We start from the raw sequence: 14,553 nt of genomic DNA on the forward strand, positions 1-14,553 counted from the left end.
CCCCACGGCCGGCCGATAGCGGATTCTCCCTTTCACGTTCAAGGAGCAACGACAATGCGCGTCATGGTGATCGTCAAGGCAACGGCCTCTTCCGAAGCGGGCGCGATGCCCGATACCGAACTGCTGGCCGCGATGGGCAAGTACAACGAGGAACTCGTGAAGGCCGGCGTGATGCTTGCCGGCGAAGGCCTCCATCCGAGTTCGCGCGGCAAGCGCGTGCATTTCTCCGGCAAGGACCGAACCGTCATCGACGGCCCGTTCGCCGAGACCAAGGAACTGATCGCCGGCTACTGGCTGTGGCAGGTAAATTCGATGGAAGAAGCCGTCGAATGGGTCAAGCGCTGCCCGAATCCCATGCCGACCGAGTCGGACATCGAGATCCGGCCGATCTTCTCGCCCGAGGACTTCGGCGAAGCATTCACGCCGGAGCTTCAGGAACAGGAAGCGCGGCTGCGCGCGGAGATGGATCGCAAGCACGACGCGTGAGCCGGGCCGGGGGCCGGTGCGGTAGGGGCGCGGGTGCGCCAGCTGCGGGCACCTGATACCGGCCGAGCGGCCCGCCGCATTGCAGGAGACGCTCGCGCGCTGTTTCGGCTGACGTGCGCGGCTGCCCCCACCCACCTGACAACCCGTAGGTTTCGCCGAAATATGGTTGAAAGGCGCGGTTGCTAGAGTCGCCGTACAGGGTTTTCCCGATGCGAGGCACAATGAACCTGATACGCGCGTTGTGGCTAGTGCTGCTGCTCGCCGTCGCGGGCCCGGCCATCGCCTTTCAGGCGCGGGTCGTCGCGATTCCGAGTGCCGCGATGAACGAGACGCTGAAGGCGACCGTCGTGCTGCCCGACGACTACGCACGCCTGCGCCACGGCCCGGAACGCGGCGTCGAACGCTTTCCGGTCGTCTATCTGCTGCACGGCTCCGGCGGCGACCACACCGACTGGACCGCGAACACCCGCATCGCCGCGCTGGCCGATCGCTACCGCGTGATCCTCGTGATGCCCGACGGCGGCCACGAAAGCTGGTACATCGACAGCCCGTTCGACTCGGGCAGCCGCTACGAAACCTTCGTCGGCGACGAAGTCGTGTCCTATGTCGACATGCACTTCCGGACGATCGCGACCAAGCGCGCGCGCGCGATCACCGGGCTCAGCATGGGCGGCTTCGGCGCGCTGCGCATCGCGCTCGACCGGCCCGACACGTTCGGCGCGGTCGGCAGCATCAGCGGCGCGGTCGATCCGCGCTGCTGCGAGGACGAACCCGGCATCGATCACGTATTCGGCGACCCCGGCCGCCATGCATCGTTCTGGAACCGCAACGCGATCGTCGAAAGCGCGCGCGCGTTCGTCCGCGCGCATCTGGACCTGACGATCGACTGCGGCCGCGACGACGCATTGGTCAGCTCGAACCGCACGCTGCACGAACGCCTCGTCGCGCTCGGCGTGCCGCACGACTATGCGGAGCGTCCGGGCGGCCATACGTGGGACTACTGGGCGCATGCGATCGGCTACCAGATGCGGTTCTTCGCGACGTCGTTCCAGCACGGCGGCTATGCGTAGGATCCGCACACCCGCATCGCGAGCCATCCGGCGCGCATGACGCACGCCGGCTGACGCACGCGGCAGCGTTGCCGCGTTGCCGAGCCCTCGCGCCGGCGCATCGCGCGGCAGCCCGATGGTAGGATGCGCAGGCATCGACCACCCGACTTCCTCCATGCCGCGCGACAACTTTGCCGACCTGCTCGCCTTCATCGCCGTCGCGCGCGAGCGCAGCTTCACGCGCGCCGCCGCCCGGCTCGGCGTGTCGCAATCCGCACTCAGCCATACGATCCGCGCGCTCGAGACGCGTCTCGGCGTGCGGCTGCTCACACGCACGACACGCAGCGTGGCGCCGACCGAAGCCGGCGAGCGCCTGCTGCAGAATCTCGCGCCGCGCTTCGACGAAATCGAGGACGAACTGTCGGCGCTCGCCGAGCTGCGCGACAAGCCGGCCGGCACCGTGCGCATCAACGCGACCGACTACGTGATCCGCACGCTGCTGTGGCCGCGGCTGTCGCCGATCCTGCGCGACTACCGCGACCTGAAGGTCGAGTTCGTGACCGACTACGGGCTGTCCGACATCGTCGCGCAACGCTTCGACATCGGCGTGCGGCTCGGCGACCAGGTCGCAAAGGACATGATCGCGGTACGCATCTCGCCCGACCTCAAGATGGCGATCGTCGGCGCGCCCGCGTATTTCGCGGAACGCGAGCCGCCGGCGACGCCGCAGGATCTCGTCGCGCACGACTGCATCAACCTGCGCCTGCCGACGCACGGCGCGCTGTACGCGTGGGAACTCGCGCGCGGCGACGACACGCTGCAGGTGCGCGTCGACGGCCAGGTCACGTTCAACGGCACCTATGAAATGCTCGACGCCGCGCTCGCCGGCTACGGCCTCGCCTACGTGCCGGCCGAACTCGCCGCGCCGCACGTCGAAGCCGGCCGGCTCGTCAGCGTGCTCGACGACTGGTGTCCGACATTCCCCGGCCATCACCTGTACTACGCGAGCCGGCGGCAATCGTCTCGTGCATTCGCGCTGATCGTGGATGCACTGCGCCATCCCGGCCATTCATGAAGCGGTTCGATAAGTGCATGCACATCCCTGGGGATTATCGATAAGCACGTCGGTGGCTACCATCGTCGATGTCTAACCAACACGGGCGCTCGCCCGCATGGAGCCTCTTGCATGGATTACCGCTATCTCGGGCGCAGCGCGCTGAAGGTGTCGCCGCTGTGTCTCGGCACGATGATGTTCGGCGGCGAAACCGATGAAGCGACGTCGACGCGCATCATCGACAAGGCGTTCGACCAGGGCGTCAACTTCATCGACACGGCCGACGTCTATCACGCCGGACGCTCGGAAGAAATCGTCGGCCGTGCGATCGCGCGGCATCGCAACAGCTGGGTCGTCGCGACGAAGTTCGGCTATCCGGCCGCGCCGGATGCCGGGCCGAACCGTCAGGGCCAGTCGCGCAAATGGATCTACGAATCGGTCGACGCGAGCCTGAAGCGGCTCGGCACCGAGTACATCGACATCCTGTATTTCCATCGCACGCTGACCGATGCGCCGCTCGAAGAAGGGATGCGCGCGGTGGCCGACCTGATCCGCCAAGGCAAGGTGCGCTACGTCGGGCTGTCGAACTTCAAGGGCTGGCGCATCGCCGAAATCGTACGCATCGCCGACCAGCTCGGCATCGATCGTCCGGTGGCGAGCGAGCCGCTGTACAACCTGGTCGATCGCACGGCCGAAGTCGAACAGCTGCCGGCGGCCGCGCATTACGGCATCGGCGTCGTGCCGTACAGCCCGCTCGCGCGCGGCGTGCTGACCGGCAAATACGCGCCGGACGCGCCACCGCCCGCCGATTCGCGTGCGGGCCGCGGCGACCGGCGCATCCAGCAGACGGAATGGCGGCCCGAGTCGCTGCACATCGCGCAGCAGGTGGCCGCGCATGCGGCGGCGCGCGGCACGACGTCCGTCGCGTTCGCGCTCGCGTGGGTGATGAAGAACCGGATCGTCAGCTCGACGATCGCCGGGCCGCGCACCGACGCGCACTGGGACAGCTACATCGATGCGCTGACGCTCGAGCTGGGCCCCGACGACGAACGCTTCGTCGATTCGCTGGTGCCGCCGGGACATGCGTCGACGCACGGTTATACGGATCCTGGCTATCCGGTCGAAGGGCGAAAGGTGTGAGGTGCGGCTGCTGACGCGGTGGCGCGGTGACGCGTCGGCACGCCGGGCGTAGCGCGACGCGGCAAACAAACGAAAACGAAAAAACGACGGCGGTGAAAGCGAAAGCAGAAACCGCGGCTTCAGTTGCAGTGCGCCGCGTCGGCGTTCACCACGCGATCGAAGAATTCCTGCGCACGCGCCAGTTCGTCCAGCGCGCGATCGAGACGCGACATCGCGCGTGCATATTCGCCGGACGAGATGTCGTCATCGCTTTCGCCGCGCACCGCGCGAAACGCCTGATCGACGTTGCGCGTCGCTTCGACGAAGCGTTGTGCAGCCCGTGCTTCCCGCGAACAGATGTGGGTCGACATCGACACTTCTCCCTCAGGTTGCTGTGTGAAGCAAGCCGACGCTCAGTGTGCGTGTTGCGCATGTCGGCGACGTGAACGACGGCAGGCAGCCTGCCGACGCACAGCCACCATGCGGCGTGCTTCCGTGGCGATTGTCGCGCGACGCTCGCCGATCCGCTATGGCGAGATTGCAACAAATTCTTGCGCGCGCCGAAATGGCGGCGACACCGGCATGTGTCGTTGCGCGCACATCAGCTTGCTACCCTGCAATCCACGCCGCGCATGAGCGGCGCGAACATCACGCGCGCCCGATGCGCGGATGCGCGATACCGCCAAACGCGGCCGCTTCAGACGACAGATCGAACAGATCGCCGGTGAGCTCGCGCGGGTGCTCGACCGCCGGCCGGCTGCGCAGCCGCCCGGCATGCGTGGGCGCGACGTAGGCGGCGGCCGTTTCGATCGGCGGCACGTCGAACAGGTCGCGCGTGACGCCGCGCACGGCATCCGTCGGCGATCGGCCGCGCAAGCGCGCGACCAGTTCGACGAAGCGATCGAAATCGCCGGCCCGCGTCGCCTTGTTCACGTCGGCGAGATCGCGCGCCTTCAGCACGCACGGCTGCGCGAGCCGCACGAAATACGGTGCTTCGAGTTCGACCGACAGCGCGAGCGGATAGCTCTTGCCGGTTTGCTCCTTCGCGCGCCCGACGCAGTCGACCACGGCCGCGCCCTGCGCGACGCCGAGCGGCTTGCCCGTGCTCACGCTGCGCAGGTGATCGGGGAACACGCGCAATTGCGTGCCGACCGTCAGCGCGGTGGACGATACGCAGACGAGCGCGTAGTGCTGTTCGCGGCGCCGGCCCGACGGCAGCGTCGAGCGGCTCGCGATGAACGTGTGCGGCGGCAGCGGCCGCACCTGGCCGCTCGCATCGACCCATGCATTCCACAGCAGCGCGTCCTCGCGCCTGCGCTCGCCTGACCGCGTGCGCGCCGCGACCGGCGAAAACAGCGCGAGCAGCGAGCCCGTGCGATGCGCGGCGACTTGCGCGCTGCTGCCGAGCGGCTGGTTGATGCCCCACAGAAAACGCCCGCCCCCGAGCCGGCGCTCCCATTCCTTGCGGAGCACGATGGTCGGCAGTTCCTCGCCGGACTCGGTACCGATCTTCGTCCAGCAGAACGTGGGAGGGAGATGTTTCAGTGTCATCGACTTTCTCGGGATACAGCCTCGCTGGTGACAGCAAGCCCATTCAACAACCGTAACTGTATATGTATAATGCATCGCATGGAAGCCCCGGACCACGATTTTCCTGTACAAGACCTGTTACGCCGTCTGATGGCGGACACGCGCTCGTCCAGCGAAATCGCGCGACTTTCCGGGGTCAGCCAGCCCACCGTCTCGCGCCTGCGGCTGTCGAACGGGCATCGGTTGCGGCGCAGCGGGCCATTCAACAAGCTATGCAGTTTCTACGGCGTCGATACCGGCCCCGCGCGCCGCCGTTACAACGATCTGCTGCGCGACGCGATCGTCGACGCCTGGGACGGCTCCGACGAGCACGGCCGCGCGCTGCTGGTCGTGATTCAGGGATTGAAGGATCTGCAGGCGAAAGCCGACGACAGGTGACGGCGCGCATGCGTTGATGACTACGTGACTGGAAGGAAGGCTGACGGCAAGTAACCGGCGGGCGGTGGCGAATACGATTCGTCATCGCCCGTTTTGCTTCGTGCGATGCGATACGGCGCAAGCGCAAGCACGTCGCCGCACATGCGCATCGCAATCGCAATCGCGCCACACGCCCGCATCGGCAACGCGCTGAAACTTTATTTACCGGCGGTTAAAAAAGTTTGACACGACGATTTCACTGAGATAAGTTTTGCGCAAGCTTCCGGAAAGCAAACGCGAACCGGCAAGCCATCACGATGCGCGTCGCGGCCGAAACCGCCGATCCGTTTCATTCCGTCGCCGCACGCGCGTCGCGTCGTGTTTCCGCAGCGCAGCACCGCAGCTCGCAACATCCCCGTTTCATCGAATGATGTCGTTCCGTTTCAGCTGGAAGGACGCGCAGCCGGCTCCGTGCATTTGATTCGCAGTCCTGCGTGACGCGCATGCGTGGCGCCGCCGCTTTCCCGACGGTGCAGTTTCCTCTTCGTTGCAGGCAGTAATCGGCCCGGCCCGCAGGGGGTGTATCGCGGACCGGTCGTCCACACACAATCACAAGAACGAGGTCGGCAATGCAATTTCATTTCAGAGGATCGCGTCGCGCATGGCTTCCCGCGCTCGTCGCAGCGGCGACGCTCGCCGCGTGCGGCGGTGACGACGGCGGCAGCGTGGCGGGCGTGTCCGCACTCGCGCAGGGTCAAGGTCAGGATCAACAAGGCGACAGCGCCGCATCGGCGGACAACGCATCGGGGCGCGTGTCGCCGTCCGGCGTCCCGTATGCGAATCCGGCCAGCGGCGGACGCTACCGGCCGGTGATCAGCAACGGCCAGGTACAGCCGTCCCTTTCCGGCGGCACGATCGAGGAGAACGCGTGGGTCGACACGCCGGTCGATTCCGACGGCGACGGTACGCGCGACCGCATTCACGTGCGCATCGTGCGTCCGTCCGAAACGGCCAACGGCGCGCGCACGCCGGTCATCGTGCTCGCGAGCCCGTACTACGCCGGGCTCGCCGACAGCCCCAACCACGACGTCGACGTCGAACTCGACGGCACGCCGCATCCCGCCGCGGCGGCAGCCGCGCCCGGCGGCGCGTCCGCGCGGGTCATGGCTGCCGCGCCGCAAGTGCGGATGCTGCAGCAGCTCGAAGCGGCCGCGGCCGGCCGTTCATGGATCGAAGGTTATTTCGTGCAGCGCGGCTTCACGATCGTCTATGCCGATTCGCTCGGCACCGCCGGTTCCGACGGTTGCCCGACGATCCTCACGCGCGACGAATCCGTCGCGATGGCGTCGGTGATCCGCTGGCTCGGCCGCGACGCGACCGCGAAGGATGCGAACGGCAAGCCGGTCGTCGCGAACTGGTCGACGGGCCACGTCGGCATGTACGGCGTGTCGTACGACGGCACGCTGCCGAAGATGGTCGCGAGCCTGCGCACGCGCGGGCTCGACGCGATCGTGCCGGTCGCCGGGCTGTCGAACATGTACGGCTACTACCGCTCGGGCGGGCTCGTGCGCGCGCCGGAGGGCTATCAGGGCGAGGACGTCGACGTCTATATCAAGGCGCTGCTGACGAATGCGCATCCGGAGCGCTGCACGCACCTGATCGACGAGGCGCTGCAGCAGGAAGACCGCAAGACGGGCAACTACTCTCCGTTCTGGGCCGCGCGCGACATTCCGACCGCGTACGCGGTCGCGCCGGCGCTCGTCGCGCAAGGGCTGACCGACGACAACGTGCGCACCGACCAGTCGACGTCGTGGTATCTCGCGATGCGGCGTCAGGGCGTGCCGACGCAGCTGTGGCTGCATCGGCTGAAGCATACCGACCCGACCCGCGTGCCGGCGATGGCCGAAGCATGGACCGCGGAGGTGAACCGCTGGTTCACGCGCTACCTGATCGGCGTCGACAACGGCGTGGATCGCGATCCGCGCGCGGTGGTCGAGCAGGCCGACGGCACGTTGCTGAAAGAAGCGGACTGGGCCGCGCGGCACGCTACGCCGGTCGCGTATTTCGCGGGCGGCGACGGCGCCGGCACCGGCACGCTGCTGCGGATGCCGAGCGGCGGCCCGCTCGCGCGCTTCACCGACGATGCGTCGATCCCGGCGCTCACGCTGGCGAACGCCACGACCGGCGAGCATCGCGGCCGCTTCGAGACGGCCCCGTTCACGGCCGCGACGCGCCTGTCCGGCACCGCGACCGCACGCGTGCGGCTGACCTTCACCGGCGTCGCGAACGTGACGGCGCTGCTGGTCGACCGCGCGCCGGACGGCACGGCGACGATCGTCACGCGGGCATGGACCGATCCGCGCAATCGCTTGTCGGACTGGTTCTCGGAGCCCGTGCTGCCGGGGATGCCGTATGACCTGAAGCTGACGTTCATGCCGCGCGACTACAAGCTCGAAGCGGGTCACAAGCTCGGCCTCGTCGTGCTGTCGAGTGACAACGAGGCGACGCTGCGGCCCACACCGGGCACGGGGCTCGCGCTCGATCCGGCGGGCACGTCGGTCACGGTGCCGCTGGTGTCGTCCTGACGCTGTAATGTGGCCGCGCACCCCGTGCTTCGCTCGCGCGTTGCCCGGTGGTGCGCGGTTCATCGGTTGAGCCGTGCAACGCGTTGTTGCTCCGTCGCCGTGACGGCGTGCCGTTCCTGACAGGCGAACATGATCTGCTCATTCGGCGATCCCTATTGTTCGTGCAGGTTCCTGTTTTCGTACTGAACCCGCGCGGTGAGGTCGAGATGCCGGCCGCGCCCGAGCGACTGCGCGACGAACATGCTGCAGTGGTGGTCGCGTTCCGCAAACTCGTGCACGCGCCGATAGCGTATGTCCGAATACGCGACGCCGATGCGCGTCGCCAGCGGATTCACATGGCCGCTTGCCGCCGTTCTGCAAAGCTGCGATCAACCGCGGCCTGACCACAGAACGGCACGCTCACAACGGTGTCAGCACCGCCTGCCCGGCAAAATGCCGGGCGGCATTGTCGAGAAACTGCTGGACCGACCGGTCGAGCGCCTCGGGCGACCAGCCGCCCATATGCGGCGTCAGCACGATGTTGTCGAGACCGGTCAACGCGCGCGGCGGTTCGGGCTCGCCTTCGTACACGTCGAGCCCTGCGCCCGCGATGCGTTTCTCGCGCAGCGCGTCCGCCAGAGCAGCGGTATCGACAACGCTGCCGCGCGACACGTTGACGAGAAAGCCGCCCGGGCCAAGCGCGTCGAGCACCGCGCGATCGATCAGATGCCGGGTGCCCGCGCCGCCCGGCGTCGCGACGATCAGGAAATCGGCCCACTGCGCGAGCGCGTCGAGCCGGTCGAAATAGCGGTATGGCGCGGCGTCCTTCGGCGAACGGCTGTGATAGCCGACCTCGATGTCGAAGCCGGCCGCACGGCGCGCGCACTTCTCGCCGATCTTCCCGAGCCCGACGATGCCAAGCTTCTTGCCCGATACGTTCGGCGGCATCGGCAGCCCTTCACGCCACACGCCTGCGCGGGTTTTCGCATCGAGCCTCACGACATCGCGCACCGTCGCGAGCAACAGCGCGAACGCGTGGTCGGCGACGCAATCGTCGTTGGTGCCGGCGCCCGTGACGACCGTGATGCCGCGCGCCTTCGCGTGCGCGACGTCGATATGCTCGTAACCCGCGCCGAGCGCGCTGACGAACGTGAGCTGCGGAAGGCGGTCGATGTCGGCAGCCGCCAGGCCCGTGCTGCCGTTGGTCAGTACCGCGCGAATCGTCCCGCCGTGTTCGGCGATCGCGCGTTCGCGTTCGTCGGCGGTCGGGGCATGGCGCACGTCGAACGACGCGGCGATCTCGCGATGCGCTTCGCCGCGCAATGCGATGAGGACCAGCAGTTCTGGCTTCATGTCAGCAAGTGTCCGCAGGCGGGAACGGATTTCAGTGTAACAAGCCCGCGTGACGGATGCGGGTAATCCCCACACAGGCTGTGGACACGCCGCCGCACGCGGTTTGCCAAAGCCGGCTCAGTCAAGTAACTTTCGGCGTACGCCCCCGTCCTGGAGATTGGCCTCGATGAAACTCGCCCTGCCCGCCCGGATCCTGGGCCTCGCACTCGCCGCCGCCGTCGCGCCCGGTGCGCGTGCCGACACGCCCGTCGTGGTGTCGTCGAAGATCGATACCGAAGGCAACCTGCTCGGCAACGTCATCGCGCAGGTGCTGAAGGCCCACGGCATCCCCGTCACCGAAAAGATCGCACTCGGCACGACGCCGATCGTACGCAAGGCGCTGACCAGCGGCGAGATCGACATCTACCCCGAATACACGGGCAACGCCGCGTTCTTCTTCAACAAGGCCGACGATCCCGCGTGGAAGAACGCAAGCCAGGGCTACGACACCGCGAAGAAGCTCGACTACGCGGCGAACCATCTCGTCTGGCTCACGCCGGCGCCCGCGAACAATACGTGGGGCGTCGCCGTGCTCGCGCCCGTCGCGCAATCGCAGCACCTGAAGACCCTCTCCGATTTCGGCAAGTGGACCGTGGGCGGCGGCAAGGTGAAGCTTGCCGCGTCGGCCGAGTTCGTGAACAGCCCATCCGCGCTGCCGTCGTTCGAGAAGGCATACGGCTTCAAGCTGAAACCCGACCAGCTCGTCGTGCTGTCCGGCGGCGACACCGCCGCGACGATCAAGGCCGCCGCAAACCAGACCGACGGCGTGAACGCCGCGATGGTGTACGGCACCGATGGCGGCATCGCCTCGAGCGGCCTCGTCGTGCTCGACGACGACAAGCACGTGCAGCCCGTCTATGCGCCGGCACCCGTGATTCGCGAAGCCGCGCTGAAGGCGCATCCGCAGATCGCCGACTACCTGAAGCCCGTGTTCTCGAGCCTCGACCTGAAGACGCTGCAAGCACTGAATGCACGCATCCAGATCAATGGCGAACCGGCGGCCGGCGTGGCCAAGAGCTATCTGAAATCGAAGGGCTTCGTCAAGTGACGGATCGCGCCGTGGCGTCCGCGCGGCGCATCACGCTCGACAAGGTCGGCATTCTGATCGGTGTCCTGACGATCGTCGCGGTGGTCGGCATGCCGTTCATGGTACTGCGGCCGAACCGCATCGCGGCCGGCACGGGGCTGTCGGTATTCGCCGCGCTGCCGGCCGCGCAGGGCGCCGCGCTCGCTGCACTGTGGATCGTCGGCGCGCTGTGGGCGATGACGGCGAGCCGTCCCGGATGGCGGCTCGCGGCCGGCTCCACGTGGCTCGCGACGCTCGCGTATGCGGTCGGCGCGGCCGCGGCGCACGTCGTCGCGCCCGACGACATGCTCGCGCGCGTGTCGCCCGCGGCAGGCGTCTGGCTGCTGCTGTTCGCGTGGGCCGTGCTCGTCGCGGACGCGCTCGCGCGGCTCGCCTTCGGCCCGTGGCGGCGCCTCGTCGCGCTCGCCGTCGTAATCGCGGCGATATCGGTGCCGCTCGCGAGCGGCTGGTGGGACGGCCTTTCCGTGATGCGCGAATATGCGGTGCGCACCGACGACTTCTGGCGCGAGGCCATCCGGCACGTGTCGCTCGCGGGCGGCTCGGTCGCGGCCGCGCTCGTCGCGGGCGTGCCGCTCGGCATCGCGTGCGCGCGGATCGCACCGGTACGCACCGTCGTGATGCCGGTGCTCAATATCGTGCAGACGATCCCGAGCATCGCGATGTACGGGCTGATGATGGCGCCGCTCGGCCTGCTCGCCGCGCACGTGCCGCTCGCGGCCGCGCTCGGCATCCGCGGGATCGGCGTCGCGCCGGCCGTGCTCGCGCTGTTTCTCTACTCGTTGCTGCCGATCGCATCGAGCGTCGTGGTCGGACTCGAGCAGGTGCCGCCGCATGTGACCGAAGCGGCACGCGCGATGGGCATGACGCGCGTGCAGCGGCTGCTCGGTGTCGACCTCGTGCTCGCGCTGCCGGTGATCCTGAGCGGCGTGCGCATCGTGCTGGTGCAGAACATCGGGCTGACCGCGGTCGCCGCATTGATTGGCGGCGGCGGATTCGGCACCTTCATCTTCCAAGGGATCGGACAATCGGCCGCCGATCTCGTGCTGCTCGGCGCGATCCCGACGATCGCACTCGCGCTGGCAGCCGCCGTCGTGTTCGAAGCCGCGACCACGCTCGCGAAGGGACGTACTGCATGATCGAGATCGAACGCCTCGGCAAACGCTTTGGCGACATCACCGCCGTCGACGACGTGTCGCTGACGATGAAGCAAGGCACGATCACCGCGCTCGTCGGCGCATCGGGCAGCGGCAAGTCGACGCTGCTGCGGATGATCAACCGGCTGATCGCGCCGACCAGCGGCACGATCCGCATCGACGGCGTCGACACCGCGAGCGTTCCGCCCGAGCAGCTGCGGCGGCGCATCGGCTACGTGATCCAGGGGCACGGCCTGTTCCCGCACTGGAGCGTCGCGCGCAATATCGCGACCGTGCCGCGCCTGCTCGGCTGGCCGGCCGCGCGCATCGACGCGCGCGTGCGCGAACTGCTCGAACTGTTTCACCTCGCGCCGTCCGAATTCGCGGACAAGCTGCCGCATGAACTGTCGGGCGGCCAGCAGCAGCGTGTCGGCGTCGCGCGCGCGCTCGCGGCCGAGCCCGCGATGCTGCTGATGGACGAGCCGTTCGGCGCGCTCGATCCGATCATCCGCAACAAGGCGCAGGACGACCTGTACGCGCTGCAGCGCCGCCTCGGCATCACGGTCGTGATCGTCACGCACGATATCGAGGAAGCGCTGAAGCTCGGCGACACGATCGCGGTGATGGACGGCGGCCGGCTGCTGCAGGTCGCGTCGCCGGCCGAGATTCTCGGCAAACCGGCGGCGGGCGTGGTCGAACAGCTCGTCGCGGGCGTCGACCGGCCGCTGCGCCTGCTCGCGCTGACGCCGATCGATGCGGTGGCCGAATCCGGTCACGCCGACGGCGAACCGATCGCCGCGACGCGCACGCTGCGCGATGCGGTGTCCGAGCTGCTGTGGCGCGGCGTCGACGCATTGCCGGTCGACGACGGCAACGGGCGCGATGCGCGACGCATCACGCTCGGCGCGATCCGCGCGCACGCGAGGAAGCCCGCATGACGCCGCGGCCCGCGCGTTCACCCGTGCCGCGGCGGCTGCCCGCGTACGTCGCGCGCGCGGCCGCGCTCGCGCTGTTGCTCGTGCTGCTGTTGCGTCCCGCGTGGCTGCAGGGCGTGTTCGCGCCGTTCGCGGACAACGGCGCGCCGGTCATCTACGATCGCGCGAGCCTGCTCGACCTCACGCTCGCGCACCTCGGCACCGTCGCGCTGTCGAGCCTGATCGGCATGCTGATCGCGGTCGCGGCCGGCATCGCGGTCACGCGGCCCGCCGGCGCGGATTTCCTGCCGGTCGCGCGCAGCGTCGTCGACATCGGCCAGACCTTTCCGCCGGTCGCCGTGCTCGCGCTCGCGGTGCCAGCCGTCGGCTTCGGGTTGAAACCCGTGCTGATCGCGCTCGTTCTGTACGGGCTCCTGCCGATTTTCGAGAGCACGATCGCGGGGCTCGAGGACGTGCCGCGCGACGTCGTCGACGCCGCGCGCGGGATGGGGATGAGCGGCTGGCAACAACTGGTGTCGGTCGAGCTGCCGCTCGCGTTTCCGGTGATCGTGAACGGCATCCGGCTCGCGGTCGTGATCAATCTCGGGACCGCGACGATCGGGTCGACGGTGGCCGCGCGCGGGCTCGGCGACGTCATCATCGCGGGCCTGCAGACCTCGAACACGGCGTTCGTGCTGCAGGGCGGCGTGATCGTCGGGCTGCTCGCCGTGCTGGTCAGCGATGCGATCGGCGCGCTGGCACGGGTGGCGAGTGCGCGGCGGCCGTAGCAAGCGCCTGGCGTCGCGGCGCTGCCCGCGAAAAAGACGGCGCGACAAAAAATCGGGGCGGGCTTGATCCGGACTCCGATGCGTGTTCGTGCAACGATCCCGTCTGCGCACGGCGCGCGTCGATACAAGCCTACAGCATGCTTTCATTCGAGCCCGTGCTCGAACGCGTCAGACGATTGGCCGATATACTATGCGCCTCCCATTTCCCCGCACTACACCATGCGACGACGGTTTTTCTGGCTGATCGTGCTTTCGCTCGGCATTGCGCAACAGGCTTCGGCGCAGCAGGCGCCCGCGCTGCCTGCGTCCGTGCCCGAAGCGGCCGCATCCGCGCCGGCCGCGGCATCTGCGCCGCTCGCCAACGCCAACGATCAGCCGAACGAAGCAAACCGCCGCATCACCTCGTACCTGACGAAGAAATTCGGTCTCGCGAAGGAGCGCGCCGCGCGGCTCGCCGATATCGTGAGCGTCACTGCGACGAAATATTCGCTGCCTCCCGCACTCGTTTACGCGATTATCTCGATCGAATCGCGCTTCCAGGAAAAGGCACGCGGCCAGCATGGCGCGACCGGGCTGATGCAGGTCGTGCCGGCCGCTCACCGCGGCCTGCTGCGCAACGTGAAGGATCTGACCGAGCCGAATGCGAACGTCGAGGCCGGCTCCAAGATCCTGTCGGGCTATGTGCGGGCGGCCGGCGGCAACGTGCAGGCCGGGCTCAAGAGCTACGGCGGATCGAATGCGTATGCGGCGAAGGTGATGCAGCGGGTCGACGCGTTCAGGTTCGTGCTCGAACCTGAAGACGATGCGAAAGCCGCGAGCGACGGCAACGCGCACATGGTGCCGGTCAGCGATCCGTCGACGGCGGCGCCGGCCGCAAGTCGCGGCGCGAAGTAAGCACGCCGCACGGCACGCGCGTTCGTTCGTGCCTATCGTGACGCGTCAGAACGCATGACGGCATCCATCGCCCGTCACGCTCGCGCGAAATGCGTGCGCAGAAACTCGATGAAGACCTGCGTCTTT

The 14,553-nt window shown here is 68.1% G+C and carries 15 protein-coding genes; 12 read left to right on the forward strand and 3 right to left on the reverse strand.

The window, feature by feature from the left end:
• The first annotated feature begins 54 nt into the window (after positions 1-54).
• The 4 genes from BAMB_RS22625 (at position 55) to BAMB_RS22640 (ending at position 3,729) form a co-directional block, all read left to right on the forward strand.
• Positions 55-486: a YciI family protein gene (locus BAMB_RS22625; RefSeq protein ID WP_011659494.1), complete on the forward strand. Its 432-nt coding sequence runs from the start codon at positions 55-57 to the stop codon at positions 484-486.
• Between the two features lie 221 nt (positions 487-707).
• Entirely contained in the window at positions 708-1,556 is an 849-nt protein-coding gene (locus BAMB_RS22630) for an alpha/beta hydrolase (RefSeq protein WP_012366757.1), read from the forward strand.
• Between the two features lie 154 nt (positions 1,557-1,710).
• Positions 1,711-2,610 carry a LysR family transcriptional regulator gene (locus BAMB_RS22635; protein ID WP_012366758.1) on the forward strand — a complete coding sequence of 300 codons (900 nt, stop codon included), beginning with the start codon at positions 1,711-1,713 and terminating at the stop codon, positions 2,608-2,610.
• Between the two features lie 111 nt (positions 2,611-2,721).
• Positions 2,722-3,729 (forward strand): aldo/keto reductase, encoded by a 1,008-nt coding sequence (locus tag BAMB_RS22640; protein WP_011659497.1) that lies wholly within the window; start codon positions 2,722-2,724, stop codon positions 3,727-3,729.
• A gap of 119 nt (positions 3,730-3,848) precedes the next feature.
• Here the strand turns inward: BAMB_RS22640 and BAMB_RS22645 are convergent, their stop codons facing one another.
• Both BAMB_RS22645 and BAMB_RS22650 read right to left on the reverse strand, forming a co-directional pair.
• Positions 3,849-4,079, reverse strand: a complete 231-nt coding sequence (locus tag BAMB_RS22645) for a hypothetical protein (protein WP_011659498.1) — start codon at positions 4,077-4,079, stop codon at positions 3,849-3,851.
• Between the two features lie 277 nt (positions 4,080-4,356).
• Positions 4,357-5,259 (reverse strand): hypothetical protein, encoded by a 903-nt coding sequence (locus tag BAMB_RS22650; protein WP_011659499.1) that lies wholly within the window; start codon positions 5,257-5,259, stop codon positions 4,357-4,359.
• 78 nt (positions 5,260-5,337) lie between these two features.
• On the opposite strand from BAMB_RS22650, the gene BAMB_RS35465 reads away from it, so the two are divergent.
• From BAMB_RS35465 to BAMB_RS35470, 3 genes are all read left to right on the forward strand, one after another.
• Positions 5,338-5,676, forward strand: coding sequence for a helix-turn-helix domain-containing protein (locus BAMB_RS35465; protein WP_041491522.1), 339 nt, complete (start codon positions 5,338-5,340; stop codon positions 5,674-5,676).
• Positions 5,677-6,284: 608 nt separating this feature from the next.
• Complete coding sequence (locus tag BAMB_RS22660; RefSeq protein WP_011659501.1) at positions 6,285-8,240, forward strand: Xaa-Pro dipeptidyl-peptidase; 1,956 nt, start codon at positions 6,285-6,287, stop codon at positions 8,238-8,240.
• Between the two features lie 107 nt (positions 8,241-8,347).
• A complete protein-coding gene (locus tag BAMB_RS35470) occupies positions 8,348-8,623 on the forward strand; it encodes a hypothetical protein (protein ID WP_127456194.1) in 276 nt (91 codons plus the stop codon).
• A gap of 16 nt (positions 8,624-8,639) precedes the next feature.
• Here BAMB_RS35470 and BAMB_RS22670 read toward each other — a convergent pair whose 3' ends face one another.
• Positions 8,640-9,572 (reverse strand): 2-hydroxyacid dehydrogenase, encoded by a 933-nt coding sequence (locus BAMB_RS22670; protein WP_011659503.1) that lies wholly within the window; start codon positions 9,570-9,572, stop codon positions 8,640-8,642.
• 166 nt (positions 9,573-9,738) lie between these two features.
• On the opposite strand from BAMB_RS22670, the gene osmF reads away from it, so the two are divergent.
• The 5 genes from osmF (at position 9,739) to BAMB_RS22695 (ending at position 14,427) form a co-directional block, all read left to right on the forward strand.
• Positions 9,739-10,659, forward strand: a complete 921-nt coding sequence (gene osmF / locus BAMB_RS22675; RefSeq protein ID WP_011659504.1) for a glycine betaine ABC transporter substrate-binding protein OsmF — start codon at positions 9,739-9,741, stop codon at positions 10,657-10,659.
• Positions 10,656-11,834, forward strand: a complete 1,179-nt coding sequence (locus BAMB_RS22680; RefSeq protein ID WP_011659505.1) for an ABC transporter permease — start codon at positions 10,656-10,658, stop codon at positions 11,832-11,834. The genes osmF and BAMB_RS22680 overlap by 4 nt, the downstream gene beginning before the upstream one ends.
• Positions 11,831-12,769, forward strand: coding sequence for an ABC transporter ATP-binding protein (locus BAMB_RS22685; protein WP_011659506.1), 939 nt, complete (start codon positions 11,831-11,833; stop codon positions 12,767-12,769). The genes BAMB_RS22680 and BAMB_RS22685 overlap by 4 nt, the downstream gene beginning before the upstream one ends.
• Positions 12,766-13,533 (forward strand): ABC transporter permease, encoded by a 768-nt coding sequence (locus BAMB_RS22690; RefSeq protein WP_011659507.1) that lies wholly within the window; start codon positions 12,766-12,768, stop codon positions 13,531-13,533. The genes BAMB_RS22685 and BAMB_RS22690 overlap by 4 nt, the downstream gene beginning before the upstream one ends.
• 219 nt (positions 13,534-13,752) lie before the next feature.
• Entirely contained in the window at positions 13,753-14,427 is a 675-nt protein-coding gene (locus BAMB_RS22695; RefSeq protein WP_011659508.1) for a lytic transglycosylase domain-containing protein, read from the forward strand.
• The last annotated feature ends 126 nt before the right edge of the window (positions 14,428-14,553 follow it).

Origin of the sequence: Burkholderia ambifaria AMMD (assembly GCF_000203915.1) — a bacterium.
Lineage (GTDB): Bacteria > Pseudomonadota > Gammaproteobacteria > Burkholderiales > Burkholderiaceae > Burkholderia > Burkholderia ambifaria.